Annotated in this window: 15 protein-coding genes; 8 read left to right on the plus strand and 7 right to left on the minus strand. The window is 59.5% G+C overall.

The genetic code is table 11. The annotated features are described in order from the left end of the window. Nucleotides 1-56 precede the first annotated feature (56 nt). From pdxA to lptG, 4 genes are read right to left on the minus strand one after another with little or no spacing between them, the layout of a single operon-like run. On the minus strand, nt 57-1,022 hold the full coding sequence (gene pdxA / locus GOX66_RS03400) for a 4-hydroxythreonine-4-phosphate dehydrogenase PdxA (protein WP_170759601.1): 966 nt from the start codon (nt 1,020-1,022) through the stop codon (nt 57-59). Further along, the gene (locus GOX66_RS03405; RefSeq protein ID WP_170759603.1) at nt 1,019-2,272 is read right to left on the minus strand and encodes a peptidylprolyl isomerase; all 1,254 of its coding nucleotides are present in this window, start codon (nt 2,270-2,272) and stop codon (nt 1,019-1,021) included. Before GOX66_RS03405 ends, pdxA begins: the two co-directional genes overlap by 4 nt. Beyond that, entirely contained in the window at nt 2,263-4,425 is a 2,163-nt protein-coding gene (locus GOX66_RS03410; protein WP_170759605.1) for an LPS-assembly protein LptD, read from the minus strand. Before GOX66_RS03410 ends, GOX66_RS03405 begins: the two co-directional genes overlap by 10 nt. Then, nucleotides 4,425-5,525, minus strand: a complete 1,101-nt coding sequence (gene lptG / locus GOX66_RS03415) for an LPS export ABC transporter permease LptG (RefSeq protein WP_170759607.1) — start codon at nt 5,523-5,525, stop codon at nt 4,425-4,427. The genes GOX66_RS03410 and lptG overlap by 1 nt, the downstream gene beginning before the upstream one ends. 240 nt (nt 5,526-5,765) lie before the next feature. Between lptG and GOX66_RS03420 the strand changes: the two genes are divergently transcribed. Genes GOX66_RS03420 through GOX66_RS03430 form a run of 3 tightly spaced genes read left to right on the plus strand, consistent with a single transcriptional unit; the run spans nt 5,766 to nt 8,779 of the window. Next, nucleotides 5,766-7,232, plus strand: coding sequence for a leucyl aminopeptidase (locus tag GOX66_RS03420; RefSeq protein WP_170759609.1), 1,467 nt, complete (start codon nt 5,766-5,768; stop codon nt 7,230-7,232). 4 nt (nt 7,233-7,236) lie between these two features. After that, the gene (locus tag GOX66_RS03425) at nt 7,237-7,695 is read left to right on the plus strand and encodes a DNA polymerase III subunit chi (RefSeq protein ID WP_170759611.1); all 459 of its coding nucleotides are present in this window, start codon (nt 7,237-7,239) and stop codon (nt 7,693-7,695) included. Between the two features lie 37 nt (nt 7,696-7,732). Further along, the gene (locus GOX66_RS03430) at nt 7,733-8,779 is read left to right on the plus strand and encodes an aldo/keto reductase (protein WP_170759613.1); all 1,047 of its coding nucleotides are present in this window, start codon (nt 7,733-7,735) and stop codon (nt 8,777-8,779) included. A gap of 37 nt (nt 8,780-8,816) precedes the next feature. On the opposite strand, the gene GOX66_RS03435 is transcribed toward GOX66_RS03430, so the two are convergent. Then, nucleotides 8,817-9,803: a GlxA family transcriptional regulator gene (locus GOX66_RS03435; protein ID WP_170759615.1), complete on the minus strand. Its 987-nt coding sequence runs from the start codon at nt 9,801-9,803 to the stop codon at nt 8,817-8,819. Between the two features lie 132 nt (nt 9,804-9,935). On the opposite strand from GOX66_RS03435, the gene bcoG reads away from it, so the two are divergent. The 3 genes from bcoG to GOX66_RS03450 all read left to right on the plus strand — a co-directional run bounded on the left by bcoG (nt 9,936) and on the right by GOX66_RS03450 (nt 13,158). Beyond that, nucleotides 9,936-10,850 carry a 3-dehydrocarnitine:acetyl-CoA trimethylamine transferase BcoG gene (gene bcoG / locus GOX66_RS03440; protein ID WP_170759617.1) on the plus strand — a complete coding sequence of 305 codons (915 nt, stop codon included), beginning with the start codon at nt 9,936-9,938 and terminating at the stop codon, nt 10,848-10,850. Between the two features lie 86 nt (nt 10,851-10,936). Beyond that, the gene (locus tag GOX66_RS03445; RefSeq protein WP_170759620.1) at nt 10,937-12,400 is read left to right on the plus strand and encodes a carnitine 3-dehydrogenase; all 1,464 of its coding nucleotides are present in this window, start codon (nt 10,937-10,939) and stop codon (nt 12,398-12,400) included. Next, nucleotides 12,397-13,158: an SDR family oxidoreductase gene (locus GOX66_RS03450; RefSeq protein ID WP_170759622.1), complete on the plus strand. Its 762-nt coding sequence runs from the start codon at nt 12,397-12,399 to the stop codon at nt 13,156-13,158. Before GOX66_RS03445 ends, GOX66_RS03450 begins: the two co-directional genes overlap by 4 nt. A 6-nt stretch (nt 13,159-13,164) precedes the next feature. Here the strand turns inward: GOX66_RS03450 and GOX66_RS03455 are convergent, their stop codons facing one another. Then, the gene (locus GOX66_RS03455) at nt 13,165-13,347 is read right to left on the minus strand and encodes a hypothetical protein (protein WP_170759623.1); all 183 of its coding nucleotides are present in this window, start codon (nt 13,345-13,347) and stop codon (nt 13,165-13,167) included. A gap of 79 nt (nt 13,348-13,426) precedes the next feature. Then, nucleotides 13,427-14,305, minus strand: a complete 879-nt coding sequence (locus GOX66_RS03460) for a helix-turn-helix domain-containing protein (RefSeq protein ID WP_170759625.1) — start codon at nt 14,303-14,305, stop codon at nt 13,427-13,429. Between the two features lie 107 nt (nt 14,306-14,412). On the opposite strand from GOX66_RS03460, the gene GOX66_RS03465 reads away from it, so the two are divergent. Both GOX66_RS03465 and GOX66_RS03470 read left to right on the plus strand, forming a co-directional pair. After that, nucleotides 14,413-14,616 carry a DUF2061 domain-containing protein gene (locus tag GOX66_RS03465; protein WP_170759627.1) on the plus strand — a complete coding sequence of 68 codons (204 nt, stop codon included), beginning with the start codon at nt 14,413-14,415 and terminating at the stop codon, nt 14,614-14,616. Beyond that, nucleotides 14,609-15,493 carry a fatty acid desaturase gene (locus GOX66_RS03470; protein ID WP_170759629.1) on the plus strand — a complete coding sequence of 295 codons (885 nt, stop codon included), beginning with the start codon at nt 14,609-14,611 and terminating at the stop codon, nt 15,491-15,493. The genes GOX66_RS03465 and GOX66_RS03470 overlap by 8 nt, the downstream gene beginning before the upstream one ends. Nucleotides 15,494-15,513: the final 20 nt, after the last annotated feature.

Genomic DNA, 15,513 nt, shown 5'->3' on the forward strand with positions numbered 1-15,513 from the left:
GCCGGGTGCCAGAGATTTTTTGCCTCCGGCGGGGATATTCTCAGCCAGGTGAAGCATCAAGTGGTTTGTGCCATGCGTTGCGCCAGCTTCAGGGCCTCGATCAGGCTGGTAGGGGTGGCGACGTCCTTTCCGGCGATGTCCAGGGCGGTGCCATGATCGGGCGAGGTGCGGATGAAGGGCAGGCCCAGCGTCACGTTCACGCCGTGGTCGAAATCCAGCGTTTTGATCGGGATCAGCGCCTGATCGTGATACATCGCGATGGCGGCATCATAACGGGTGCGGGCGGCGGCATGGAACATGGTATCAGCCGGGTGCGGACCGGTGACGGTGTATGACTCTTCAGAGATTCCCGCGATCAGCGGGGCGATCCAATCCAGTTCTTCATGCCCCATCTTGCCGCCTTCGCCTGCATGTGGGTTCAGACCCGCTATGGCGATGCGAGGATGGGCAATGCCGAACTGAGAGCGCAACCCCTCGGCTGTGATAGCAATGGTTTCGCGCAGCAGGTCCGGGGTCAGGGCCGTAGTAACTTCGGACAGTGCGATATGGATGGTCGCTGGCACCACGCGCAGCTGATCGCTGGCCAGCATCATCACCACGCGGTCGCGCCCAGCCAGCGCGGCCAGAAACTCAGTATGCCCGGGATAGGCGAAACCTGCTCCGTCGATCAGAGCTTTTTTGTGGATAGGAGCGGTGCAGAGCGCCGAGGCTGCACCTGACTGAACTAGCGAAACACCCTGTTCTATTGCCGCGATGACCGACGGTGCATTGGTCGGGTCAGGTTGCCCCGGGACATTGGGAGAGGGGAATTCCAAGTGCAAAACGGGCAATGCCCCGGCGCAGACACCCTTGGCCTCAGATAGCCGGGTGATGCGTTTGACGGGGGTGTCCTGAGGCAGGTGAGTGACGTCTCCGATATAGAAGAACGGGCAGGTTTCACGCAGCTCTGACCACGCTTTGGCTGCGATTTCCGGACCTATGCCGGCAGGGTCGCCACAGCTCAGCGCGATAGGGGCTATCATTGCTCAACAATGGTTGCGTCGGCGCGCAGTTGTTCCAGAAGACTTGCGGAAAAGGCCTCCAGACGTTGTTGGGTGAGCGCATTGGCCACATCTTCTCGTGATGTGTCTGCGCCACGATCGACAGTGCGTGTGCACATCATCAGGAACATCAGCGACTGGCCATTGTTGCGAGTCAGTGCGGTAGACACTTCGTTCAGGTCAAGTTTTGCAAGCTCCAGCGCCACGTCGCGCGGAATCTCTGAGGGGCTGGCCTCGATTCGCTCCAGAACTTCAGGGGGCTGATCCTTGGCGATGCCATACAGATCGTCACAGGTGTCGACTTCTTCCTTCAGCTTTGCGGCCTTGGCCAGCGTTTCGGCGCTACGACCACCGGGCAAATAGTAGATCGCATAATCGAACTTGGAGTAGCTTGGGGCGCCACTCGCCACCTCGCGCAGACCGCGCATCTGAAAAAGCGCAATCGCGTTTGGCAACGACAGCGGCTGCGTGATGTCACCATTCTTGAGGCCCAGAATCACCGGCTGCAATGCCGGGGGCAGGTTCGTGATGTTCAGCCAGTCCAACCGGCCGCCATTGTTGCGTGTACCCGCTGCCGAATACTGGGTCGCGGCGGCGGAGAACGCGTCATATCCCTGAAGCTGCGAGATTTCTTGCGCCAGAAGTTCTGCCTGAGCTACCGTTTGTTGGTTAACCGGAATGATGATTTCGGACAAAAGAACCTGAAGGCCGCCGCCTCCGGTTTGACCGAGGGCCCGGTTGATCTCGTCCGCAGAAGGGCGGGCCTGCGACAGATAACGTGCGCTGATGTAATCGCGCCAAGACAACTGATTGGCCACGAAGTCACGAACGGTTTCCCGATCAACCCCGGCGTCTGCCAGCAATTGCAGGAATTGGTCGGTTGACAGTTGACCCCGTGCGGCGAATTCATCGATGCCAACCTGAACATCTTCGGGTGCGGCTTCGATGCCCGCTTCACGCATGGCTTGATTGCGCAGACGTTCGTCGATCAGAGCCTGGCGCACTTCAGCCTCGGTTGCTCCGGGGGCGCCCAGAATGCTCAGGAACTGTTGCCGTTGATTCAGTTCATACCAGGTGACGATATCCTGATTGATTTTTATAGCTGGCGAAAACAGGCTTTGGGCACTGGCATGAGAAGTTGCCAATGTCAGCATTGCTGACACGAGCACTGGCGTGACCGGTTTAAGCCAACCGGAACGAATGAAACTGGAGAAACCTGAAATCAACTGCATCTTCTCTTGAACTGTGTGCCGCCACTTTCAACGGAGTAACCTGTCAGGGCTACGGTAAAGCCGAATTCTGTCGAAGGCTCAATACTTGATGATGAAGTAAAGCGCCTGTTGACGGTCATGTTAACCTGTACACACTCATTCTGGTACGTGATACCCAATCCATACCTGATCGGCTCGGACTCACTCAGGTCATAGCGTGCCGTGGCCACGGTACGCCAGTTCTGATCAACTGTATAACGTCCGGTCAACCGGATTTCGGAAATCTCGTCATCCACGTTTTCCGCCGGATCGGGTTCCTGCCAGACGTAGCTGCCGTTGACGCCCACTGTCCGTTGTCGCCAGCCTGCGCGTAGCTCGGCCTTGGCAAAGCTAAAATCCCCATTCAGCAGGCCGCGACCTGCCAGCGACCATCCGTTGGCCGTTTCAAGCTGACCAGCCAGCAACAGGTCCGAAGATGTCCCCTGCAGGCCGGACGTCAGGTTGAAATTGGGGTCGGCATCCGCGCGGAACACCTGGCCGATCGTGGCAAGTGCCCGCCAACCTTTAGACGCGTAGCGGGACCAGTTGACTCCGATGACAGCGGTTGCGCTGTCTTCACGCACGTCCGGGGCCGGAAAGCGGGACAGGGACAAAAGGTTGCCCTGATCGAACTCCTGAAAGGTGCTTTCGTCATCCGGAACATCCGTGTCGGTCACATGAGTCCAGCCGACCTGGGCGATCGGTTCCAGAATCTGGGTTGCCCCAGACTGTTCCCGCCGCCTCGTTGGATAGCGCAGAGTCAACGCAGCGCGCGGTGTGGCTCGGGTGACCTGGCTGGGAAACGCGCTGTCGTGCCGAATGTTGAATGTGTCCACCGACGCCCCCACCCGGGCATCGGCGCGCAGGCCCGAAGTGAAGGTCCAGTTGCGCATCCATTCTGCATCGAAGGTGGCCCGTGCGATGTCGCGCCCGACGACGTTTGCGTCGCTGGTGCGCTCATGAGCATGGCCGATGAATCCCAGCCGCACCTCGCCACCCAGTGCGTTTGGAAAAAGCCGTTTTTGATAATACAGGTCAAAGACCCGGGACGGTATTTCATCCTGATCTTCACTATCGCGCAGGGTTTTGTAGTGAATAAAACTGGTGCGGAAGGCGGTGTCGCGCTTGATCCGTTCCAGCGCGATCTCACTGCGCAGGCGGTCAAAGTCCGGTAGACCATAGTCCGCCAGATAGGAGTCGTCCGAGGTGGTCTTGATGTCAAACTTGAGCAGATAGCCATTTCTGAGGTTGAACCGGCCATCGGCAAACAAATATCCGCGATCGTCGTCCGGTACCAGATCGTCACGGGTAAATGCGCCCAGCAATCGAATGCGGCCCCTTTTAAACGCCTGTCGATACCGCAGCCCCAGAGTTTTTGTCTTGGATGAGACGTAGGGTGTCAGCGTCAGGTCCTTGTGATCCCCAAGCTTGAAGAAATACGGTACCTGAAGCCCGGTCCCAAGTTGCGAGGTGGTTCGCAAAGAGGGCACCAGAAATCCGGTAGCCCTGTCCAGCGTCGGGTCCGGTAGTCTCAGATAAGGAAGATAGAATAAGGGCACATCCAGCACACGGAATTGCGCACCTTCGAAATATAGTTGCCGCTCGAGCTGATCATGCGTGACTTTACGGGCGCGGATTTGCCAGATCGGAGGATTGCCGTTCGCGCACACGTGACACGATGTTGCCGAGACCTTGCTGAACTGCGTGTACCTGCCTGCCGCTCGGGTCGCCTGAACCGATGCGATCTGAACCTGCTGGTCAAAAACCATCCGGGCACCAATCAGCAGACCATTTTGAATAGCGTCGTCCAGTTCCGCCGAATCCGCCAGAATAGTCGTCTCGCCGCCCTGATCTATGCGCACGGGGCCTTCCAGCGTCAGTTCACCCGAGTCCCGGTCATAGGTCACGCGTTCAGCGGTGATTTTGATGTCGCCCTGGAATGCCTCGACATTGCCCTCTGCCACCAGCACGCGCTCAGGTGTGATAAAAACTTTGTCGGCCACCAAAAGAGCGGGTTGGTCCTCTTGCGCGGTGTTCCCAGCCTGTTCGGGGACCGGCCGGTTCTGGGCCATGGCGTCGGATGGCAATGCCAGTGCAATCGCGCCTGACAACATCAAGCTGGCTATGACCCGCATCAGCCGTCCTCCGCATGCAGCAACAGGCCGAGAGACAACAGAATGGCTCCGAAAGGCGGGGCCCAGGCCGCGACTAAGATGGGCAATTGGCCGTTTTCCCCCAAAATTTGGGCAAAGTTACGTACGAAGTAGATGGCGAAGCCCAGCAAGACGGCTGTCAGAACTGCGATGCCGGTGCCTCCAAAGCGCACGTGACGCATAGTAAAAGCCGCGCCGATCATCACCATCGCGATCAGGAAAAACGGCCGCGCGAGCTGAACCTGTAGCCACACTTCATATTGTTTTGTGGAAAAACCGGCCTCGCGCAGGTCGCGGATCAATTGTGGCAGATCGTATACAGAGACCGAGTTTTGTTGGCCCAACGTATCCAGAATGCGTTGGCGGGTCAGCGTCGTTGGGATTTCAAGCCGCACATGCGTAACGGCGTTGGTTTCAGGATTCACGTTGTCTTCCAATGGCCAGGTTTTTGCATGGTGTAAAACCCAGTTTCCGTCTTTCAGGTCGGCCCGGCTGGCGAAAATTTGACGCGTGGGTTTGCCGTCCGGTGAGAAGGTGATGATCGTTACGCGCCTCAGCTGCAGCGAGTCGCCGTTTTGGGTGGTGCCGGCATGGATGACCGATTGTCCGTTTTCCGACCCTTGCCTCAACCACAGGCCTTCGCCGCTGATCGACAGGGTGGAACTTCCGTTGTTCTTGTAGGTGTCGGCCAGGCGGCGAAACTCCTCGGATGTGGCCGCTGCAATTGGGTTTAGCAACGCCACCGCCAGCGCGCCGATCATGAGAGCCAGAATCACAGGGGCCAGCAGCGCCCGGATGCCTGAACGCCCGATGGCGCGCGTCACAACAAGTTCGGAACTGCGCGCCAGACCCACAAACAGCGCAATGGTGGACAGGATCACCAGCAGGGGCAGCATTTCGCTGATGGCCGCCGGTGTGTTGAGCAAGGTCAGGTGCAGCAAGGTGCCAAAGGACAGGTTTTCCGAGTCGAACCGGCGCGCCTGCTCAACCAGATCGATCAGAATCAGCAATGTCAGGAAGATGCCGCCGATGACCAGAAAGCTCTGCAGGAACCGGCGGGCGAAATAGCGGTCCAGGATCACGAATGAGCCTCCGCGCTGGCGTCGCAACGTGCTGAACCGGTGGATGCCAGACCAGAATCGCCGCTGTCAGCGCGAACGCGCGACGGCTTATGCCTGCCCTGTCTTGCCAATTCGTTCTCCCCCGATCCGGTCGGAATTTTTCGGGGACTGTAATGCAATTGATGGGCGGGGAAAACTGCTATCTGGTCAAGCCGCGCGGCGCGGGCTAGGTCTTGGGGAACTGATTTTGAGGAGTTTGCAATGAGCAGTCTGGTACCGATCCGTTTTCAGGCCTTTGACGCGGATGTGATGGCGCAGGCCGAGGGGCGTGTGGCCATCATAATTCCTGCTGATGGAAAAATGAGCCCCGCCGTACGCCGCGCCAATCGCCTGACCCGCGGTGCGGTGGCGCGGCTGGTGGAAAGCAAGCGGTTCGAAAAGGTGAAGACGGGCGAAGTGATCTCGCTGGCCTGGCCCGGTGGCATGGCGGCCGAGGCGCTGGATATCGTAATCCTGCCGCGCCGACCCGACCCGGCTGAGGCCCGCAAGGCAGGTGCCGCGCTGGCCAAACTGGCTGGCAGAAAAGCTCTGCTGGTGATGGCGGGCAATCAGGTCCGGACCGAGGATCTGGCCATGGGTATCGCGCTGCGCAGCTATGAGTTCGACGCGCACAAAACCAAAGAGTCGGACGAAGCCGGTGCTGTAACCATCAGCCATCAGAAAGCCGACGAGGTCGAGGCCGCCTTCGCCCCGCAATACGCGGTGGCCGACGGCGTGCGGATGACACGCGACCTGACCAACGAACCTGCCAACGTTCTGACCACTACCGAGTTCGCCGACCGTCTGGCTGAGATGAAAGAACTGGGGCTGGAGGTCGAGGTTCTGGATGAGGAAAAACTGACCGAGTTGGGTATGCGTACGCTACTGAGCGTCGGGCAGGGCTCGGTCAGCCCTTCGAAGGTCGTGGTGATGCAGTGGAAGGGGGGCGACAAGGATGACGCGCCGCTCGCTCTGGTTGGTAAGGGCGTCGTATTCGACACCGGTGGTATCTCGTTGAAACCGGCAGGCGGTATGGAAGATATGACCATGGACATGGGCGGTGCAGGTGTCGTTGCAGGCACCATGCGGGCGCTGGCCAAGCGCAAGGCCGAGGCCAACGTCGTGGGTCTGGTCGGCCTGGTCGAGAACATGCCCTCGGGCAACGCGATCCGCCCGGGCGACGTGGTCAAATCGATGAAAGGCGACACGGTCGAGATCATCAACACCGATGCCGAGGGCCGTTTGGTTCTGTGTGACGTGATGTGGTACGCGCAAGATCGGTTCAAGCCAGTGGGCATGATTGATCTGGCTACACTGACCGGCGCGATCATCATCGGTCTGGGGCATGAGAATGCGGGCGTGTTCTCGAACAACGACACGTTCTGCGACGCCTTTCTGAAATCGGCCAGGGCCGAGGATGAAGGCGCGTGGCGGATGCCGCTGGGCGAGGCCTATGACAAGCAGTTGAAGTCGCGCATCGCTGACATGAAAAACGTTGGCGGGCGACCTGCGGGCTCGGTCACCGCTGCTCAGTTCCTGCAGCGATTTGTAAAAGACGAGACGCCGTGGATTCACCTGGATATCGCGGGGGTCGCATCGGTGACGTCCGAGACGTCCTATGCGCCAAAAGGTGCCACCGGCTGGGGCGTACGTGCGCTGAGCCGCTTTGTGCAGGACAACTTTGAGTAAGCACATGGGCGCAGTCTATTTCTACCACCTGACCCGCCAGCCGCTTGAGCACACCTTGCCGGTGCTGCTGGACAAGGCGCGGCAGGCCGGGTGGAAAATTGCCGTGCGGGGCACCGATCCTGCGCGGATGGACTGGCTGGATGAAAAGCTGTGGCTGGGCCCCGATGACGGGTTCCAGCCGCATGGTCGCGCGGGTGGCCCGCATGACGCGGCGCAGCCCATCCTGCTGACGACCGGAACCGAGGCAGCGAACGACCCGGCCTGTGTGATGGCGGTGGACGGTGCAACGGTCAGTCCGGACGAGGTGGCTAGACTGGAACGGGTATGCGTCCTGTTCGACGGGCTGGACCCGCAGGCCGTCCAGCACGCGCGGGGGCAGTGGAAAGCGCTGACCGGTGCGGGGTGTGCCGCACAATACTGGTCCGAGGAATCAGGGCGGTGGGAGAAGAAGGCCGAAGCCTAAGGTATTGGCTTCTAAGTAAATCTCAGGAGAGTGACAGATGGAAATGAAGCCATTGGGGCGCACCGGGATTCAGGTGTCGGATTTGTGTCTGGGTACAATGACGTTCGGCACGCAAACATCTGAGGCGGACGCTCATACACAAATGAGTATCGCGCTGGACGCTGGAATCAACTTCATCGATGCCGCCGAGATGTATCCGGTAAACCCGGTCTCAAAGGAAACCATCGGGCGTACCGAAGAGATACTGGGCAACTGGAACGCGGCCAATCCAGCGCGACGTGGCGACTATGTACTGGCAACCAAACATTCCGGTGCCGGTTTCGCCCATGTCCGTGATGGCGCGCCGATTTCGGCGCAGACGATCCATGAAGCCATCGAAGGCTCACTGCGAAGATTGCGGACCGATTGCATCGACCTTTATCAGTTTCACTGGCCGAACCGGGGCAGCTATATGTTCCGGCAGAACTGGAACTATTCACCGTCCGGGCACAACACCGAAGAGGTTCTGGACAATATGCAGGAGTGCCTGGAGGCCCTGCAGTTTCAGGTCGACAAGGGCAATATCCGCGCATTTGGCCTGTCGAATGAAAGCGCCTGGGGCACAGGGCAATGGCTGCGGCTGGCCGAGCAGATGGGCGCCCCCCGCGTAGCCTCTGTGCAAAACGAGTACTCACTGCTGTGCCGTCATTTCGATACTGATATGGCCGAACTCAGCGTGCATGAGGATGTTGGACTGATGGCCTTCTCTCCGTTGGGGGCTGGATTCCTGACGGGGAAGTACCAGGGAGGTGCGGTGCCGGAAGGATCACGCATGTCGCTCGTGCCGCAAATGGGCGGGCGCGTTTCGAACCGGGTGTTCCTTGCGGTTGCGGCCTATCTGGAGATTGCCGAGAGGCATGGGTTGGATCCGATACATATGGCATTGGCCTGGTGCCGGACGCGGCGCTTCGTGATGTCAGCCATTTTCGGGGCGACCTCGGTGGAACAGTTACAGCATATTCTGGCAGGGAAGGATCTGCAGCTGCCGGATGAGATTCTGGCTGAAATCAGTCAGGCGCACCGCGCGAACCCAATGCCGTTCTAGGGGCACTGGCCCCCGGAGGGGCATTGGACAGACACGCTTAGTGATGGGTCGGCTGTGCCCGATCCTGACGCAAGTCGCGCGCGGACAAACCGTGGGCCGTTCGGAAGGCGCGGGCGAAACTGGACTGTGAGGCAAAGCCGGTGGCCAGCGCAACGTCCATCAGGGACATATCGGTGTCGGTGACCAGACGGCGCGCCTCGGCCAGGCGCAGTTGCAGATAGTGGTCCTGCGGCGTGGTGTTCAGGCGCAGCCGGAATTGTTGCTGTAGTGTGCGGCTGCTGGTGCCCAATGTCTCGGCGATATCAGCCAGAGGAAGGGGATCGTCGAGGGACGATTCCATCAGCGTGTTGGCCTTGGCGGTCAAAGCGGTGTGGCGATGCGGGGCGCCAGTCCGGCTTTGCGGTTTTGAGGGCTCAGGCGCGCCATCATAGAGGAACAGTCCAGAGACACGCGCAGCAAAGCCTGCGCCGTGCCGCGCAGCGATAATGTGCAGCATCATTTCAACGGCCGGGATCGCGCCGCCGGAGGTCAGTCGATTGCCCGATACGGTGAACCGGTCAGGGCGTACGTCGATCTCGGGGAAACGTGCAGCGAAATTGTCCAGATCTTCCCAATGGGTGGTAGCGGCGTGACCGTCCAGCAGCCCGGCTTCGGCCAGCAGCCAGGGGCCGCCGTCGATCCCGGCCATGGTTGCGCCGGTACCAGCGATGCGGCGCAGACCGGCCAGTAGGCTGGGGGTCGCGTGACGGGCCAGCTGGAACCCGGCCACGACGATCATCAGGTCGCAGCTTTGCAGCCTTGCCAAAGGGATGCCGGGCACGTTCAGGGCACTGGTCAGCATCGCAGGTTCAGCCGTCGCGGTCACGTAATCCCAATCAAAGGCAGGCCGATCTGCCAATCGGTTTGCCGCCCGCATCGGATCGACCGCCGAGGCGAAACTTAGCGTGTTGCATTCATCAAGAACCAGCACGGCCGTTTTCAGGGCGCGATGTTCGGGTTGAAGTATGTTTTTTGCGGATTTCATCAAGTCTGATTCGCATTCTGGCAAGTGTTTCCACAAGGCTGCGTCAGAGTCGGGCATGAACGCAAATCGGAATCCGGGGAGAAGCCTGGGGAAAACCCAAGGCAAAACCGGGTATAACTTGGGGAAAACGCCATGCCACTGGAAATGAACCGCGAAGTCTTTATCACCTGCGCTGTCACCGGCTCGGGCGGCACGCAGGATCGCAGCCCGCACGTGCCGCGATCGCCGCAGCAAATTGCCGACAGTGCGATCGCTGCAGCCAAGGCGGGCGCAGCGGTGGTGCATTGCCATGTGCGCGACACCGAGACCGGCGTGCCCAGCCGCCGTCTGGACCTGTATCGCGAGGTGACGGACCGCATCCGCGACGCCGATGTGGACGTTGTTTTGAACCTGACCGCTGGTATGGGCGGTGACATCGTGTTCGGCGGTGTCGAAAGCCCGTTCCCGGTCGTCGAAGGCACGGACATGGTCGGTGCGACTGAGCGTGTGGCGCATATCGCGGAATGCCTGCCAGAAATCTGCACGCTGGACTGCGGCACCATGAACTTTGCCGAGGCCGACTATGTCATGACCAACACGCCCGGAGCCCTGCGGGCGATGGGGCAGATGATGACCGATTTGGGCGTGAAGCCCGAGATTGAGGCCTTTGACACCGGACATCTTTGGTTCGCCAAGCAGTTGGTGAAGGAAGGCATTCTGGAGCCTAACGCTCTGGTCCAGCTGTGCATGGGCGTGCCATGGGGGGCTCCGGACGATCTGAACACCTTCATGGCGATGGTGAACAACGTGCCGGATGACTGGACCTTCAGTGCGTTTTCGCTGGGGCGCAATGAAATGCCCTATGTCGCGGCGTCGGTGCTGGCCGGCGGCAACGTACGCGTGGGGCTCGAGGATAACCTGTGGTTGGATAAAGGTGTTCTGGCCGAGAACTGGCAACTGGTAGAGCGGGCCGTAACCATTATCGAGAACATGGGGGCCCGGGTGATCGGCCCGCAGGAAGTGCGTGAGAAGCTGGGGCTGGTGAAACGCGCGCCGGTTGCGAAGTGAATTTGGGTTGGATTGGGGGCCAGCCCCCAAACCCCCGGAGAATTTTGAAAAGATGAAGAGCCGGAATTGATTTGGGGAGGAGAGCAATGAAAACAGCAGCTATCATCGGTGGTGGTGTAATCGGCGGCGGATGGGCCGCCAGATTTCTACTCAATGGTTGGGATGTGCGGGTGTTCGACCCGGACCCGGAAGCCGAGCGCAAGATTGGTGAGGTTCTGGACAATGCGCGCCGATCACTGCCGGGACTGAGCGACGTACATTTGCCGCCCGAAGGCGTGCTGAGCTTTCACGACAATTTGGCCGAGGCCGTACAGGGAGCGACCTGGATTCAAGAGAGCGTGCCGGAACGGTTGGACCTGAAGCTGAAGGTTTACAAAGGCTTGCAAGAGGCATGTGATGCGGACGCGATCATCGGCTCCTCGACCAGCGGGTTCAAACCGTCAGAATTGCAGGAGGGCGCGTTGCGCCCCGAGCAGATCGTGGTAACGCACCCGTTCAACCCGGTTTACCTGTTGCCTTTGATCGAACTGGTGCCGACCGACAAAAACGCGCCGGAGATGATTGAACGGGCCAAGGATCTGCTGACCTCGGTCGGGTTCTTCCCGCTTCACGTCAAGAAAGAGATCGACGCGCATATCGCCGACCGGTTCCTTGAGGCCGTGTGGCGCGAGGCCCTGTGGCTGGTCAAGGACGGCATAGCCACGACAGAAGAGATCGACGAAGCGATCCGCATGGGCTTTGGTATCCGCTGGGCGCAGATGGGCCTGTTCGAGACCTACCGCGTGGCCGGGGGTGAGGCCGGGATGCGGCATTTCATGGCGCAATTCGGTCCGGCGTTGAAATGGCCATGGACCAAACTGATGGATGTGCCCGACTTCACCGACGAACTGGTCGATATGATCGCGGAGCAATCCGATGCGCAGTCTGGGATGTATTCGATCCGCGAGTTGGAGCGCATTCGCGACAATAACCTTGTTGGTATGATGCGGGCGCTCAAGGCACAGAACTACGGCGCAGGCGCGGTGTTGAACCAGCACGATATGCGGCTGAAGCCCGGCGCGTTGCCGACGTTGAATCAGGCGGATCTTAGCCAGCCGATCCTAACCCTGTCCCGCGCCGTGCCGCTGGACTGGACCGACTATAACGGCCACATGAACGAGGCGCGCTATCTTGAGGCCTTTGCCGCCGCGACTGACCGGTTCATGGAGATCATCGGCTGTGATGCGGATTACATCGCATCGGGCGGCAGCTATTTCACGGCGGAGAATCACATACGGTATGTTGACGAGGCCCATGCAGGCGCCAAGATTGAGGTGCGCACGCAAATGCTGTTGGGGCAGGGCAAGAAGCTACACGTGTTCCACAGCATGTATGAGGGCGACAAGCTGCTGGCGACGGGCGAGAGTTTCCTGTTGCATGTCAGCCTGGAAACCCGTCGCCCAAGTGCCCCGTCGGCCCAGATCGAAGCGGCAATGGCCCGCATTGCCAAAGCACAGGCCGATTTGCCTTATCCGGAAGGTGCGGGTGCTGCCATCCGCAAACCAGCATGAGCGGACGTGTTCTAATCACGGCCGGCGCGTCAGGCGTCGGCAGGGCAATGGCCGAGGCGTTTGACGCTGCAGGGGCGCAGGTTTGGGTGGCCGATGTTGACTCGACCGCTATGTCCAACTGCCCTGCGCATTGGCAACGGTCCGAGGTAAATGTGGCGGACGAGTCCGCCGTTGCCTCTCTGTTCGAAGATGTGCAGGCAGAATGGGGTGGGCTGGATACGCTGTGCGCAAATGCAGGTATCGCAGGCCCAACGGCTTTGGTCGAAGACGTGGCCCTTGAGGACTGGCAGGCCTGTCTTGCTGTGAATCTGGAAGGCGCGTTTTTGTGCTCGAAATTCGCCGCTCCGATCCTGAAACAGCAGGGTAGCGGAGCGGTGGTGATCACATCCTCGACCGCCGGCCAGTATGGCTATCCCAATCGGGCACCCTATGCCGCGGCGAAATGGGGCGTGATCGGGCTTGCCAAGACCCTGGCGATGGAACTTGGTCCGCATGGCGTTCGGTGCAACGTCATCTGTCCCGGTGCCGTCGAAGGTCCCCGGATGGAGGGAGTTCTGGCCCGCGAGGCGGATGCCAAGGGTATGACCCGGGACCAAGTCTATGAGGGCTACGCCTCGGGCACCTCAATGGGTCGCTTTGTCGAAGGTCGGGATATTGCCAATATGGCCGTGTTCCTCGCCTCGGATGCGGCGCGGCTGGTGTCTGGCCAGGTGATTGCCGTGGACGGTCATACAGTGAACCCCGACCCGAAAATCTAGATGTCGTCAGCCCTGATTTGGCCCGCGAATCTGGCGGATGGACTGGCGAACCGCCTGCCAGTCCTGAGCTTCCTGCGTGTTCCCGGCAGCTTCGCATTCGCGCATCTTTTGCGCGGCTTCAGCCTCGGCCCGGTCACCATGCGCTGCATAGAGGGCTCGTGCGTATTGAGCGGCTTTCATTGCGTCCATTCCTGTCGTCCTCCGTCTGTTGTCGGAATGCCCGAAGGTTCGCGCCGGTAGACGATAGCACAAGTTGCGCGTGTGCGCATCATTCGGTCGGTAATGAGCCGGAAATCGCCGCGCGCAATTGTCTGAGGTGGTCCGGGAAATCCCGCGCGGTCAGATCAGCCTCGCGCACCAAAGTGTCGAAATGGCGGGTAAAAGTCTCGATCCGATCGCGGTCGCGAAATGCCATATAGTGGCTGCCTGCGTAAAACACGCAGAGCAGCGGGCCGAAGATCGTTACCGGTGCCGAATAGAGCCGTTTGGCATCAAAAAGATAAATGCGCATCCGGGGGTAGAGCTGCTGACAAAGCGCCAGAAGGTGGTCAATCTGCTCCAGCCGGATTTTGGGGCAGAGCCCCTCGTAATACCCGGTGGCGTTGGCGAAACTGTCGATTTCATACAGAGGCATGGCAATTTCATAGTCAGACTGTGCACTACGCATCCATGTCAGACGGTCCGCTGACGCCCCAATAGCCTGGTCCGCAGTTCGGCCAAGATGCGGAGCGTATTCCCATTCCAACACCATGCGGGTCTTTAACATATCGGGCAATGTGGCTGGAACATAACGGATTTTGTAGCCTGCTGCCTCCTTATGCCACTCGAAAATACGCTCATCGACCAACGCGCGGGGGGCTTCCGCCATTGTCAGAGAGCTGGCCAGCAGCTCTGCTGCGCTTTCGGGTCGGTCGGAGAGGCAAAGAAGCCAATCGGCTGACACGCCGAGCGCCGAGGCGCAGCTGCCCACCACATGGGCGTTCGGCAACCGTGCGCCTTCATCGGTCAAAAGCTGAGAAACGGTCGAGCGATCAACCCCGATTTGGCGCGCCAGCGCGCTTTGGCTGACGTTGCGATCCTCCATGGCGCGGGCCAAGCGAAGGCGAAACTGCGCTGCACGGTCTCGTTTGTCGATTTTATCCTGCATGTGTTGGACTATATCTCAGTTGATGAATTTTGTTAATCATATTCAGAATTTTCAACGAGTGCCAGAACCCGTAATTTTTAATGCATAACAACAATATGGGTGACGGAATGGAAACACGACGAAGATCGGTCGTGAAAGCTGTGGTGTGGAATGCGATGGGCCTAATCGTGATGACGATGGTTGGGCTGGTCGCCACAGGATCAGCGGCTGTTGGCGGGACATTGGCAATTGTGAACACCGCCATCGGCCTGACTCTGTACGTGATTTACGAGCGCGTTTGGGCAGGAATCTCGTGGGGCCGAAATGTCTGAGCGTCCAGGACCCGAGTGGGGCACCTTTGCCCTGATCCTTGCTTGCTACACCGGATGGCTGGTGGTGATATTCACTCTGCCGGTTTGGTTGGCGATACCAGCGATGGGGCTGGTCGCGGCCTTGCACTCATCGCTAACCCATGAGGCGCTGCACGGGCACCCGTTTCGAACCAAATGGCTGAACGAAGCATTGATGGCGCTGCCGTTGACGCTTTTTATCCCATACAACCGGTTTCGCGACTTGCATCTGGCGCACCACCGGGATGCAACCCTTACCGATCCTTATGATGACCCCGAGTCGAATTACCTTGATCCCAAGGTTTGGAATGCCTTGTCCAACTGGCAAAGGCGGTTGCTGACCGTAAACAATACACTTCTGGGTCGGATGGCTCTGGGTCCATTAATTGGCCAGTTCGCGTTTACACGGGATGAGATGCGTGGAGCGTTGCGTGGGGATCGAAAAATCCTTCTGGCTTGGGCGCTGCACCTGCCGGGTGTCGCTGTGGTTCTGTGGGTCGTTTCCCAGTCTCCGATGCCGGTCTGGGCTTTTGTGCTGTCGGCTTACATCGGGTTGGGGCTGGTCAAGATCCGCACCTTCCTCGAACATCGCGCGCATGAGGAATCGCGTGCCCGTACCGTCATTGTCGAAGATCGCGGATTGCTGGCATTTCTGTTTCTGAACAACAATCTGCATGTCGTTCATCACATGAACCCCGGCGCGCCGTGGTATCGGTTGCCCGCGCTTTACCGCGCGGAGAAGGATCGCTATCAGGCCTGTAACGAGGCTTATGTCTATCGCTCATACGCCGAGATTTTCCGGGCCTATTTCTGGCGAGCCAAGGATCCGGTTGCGCATCCTCTCTGGCCAAAGGGTTGATTTAGCTACACAAGGGACTC

Origin of the sequence: Ruegeria lacuscaerulensis (genome assembly GCF_013031245.1) — a bacterium.
In the GTDB taxonomy this organism is placed as follows: domain Bacteria; phylum Pseudomonadota; class Alphaproteobacteria; order Rhodobacterales; family Rhodobacteraceae; genus Ruegeria; species Ruegeria lacuscaerulensis_C.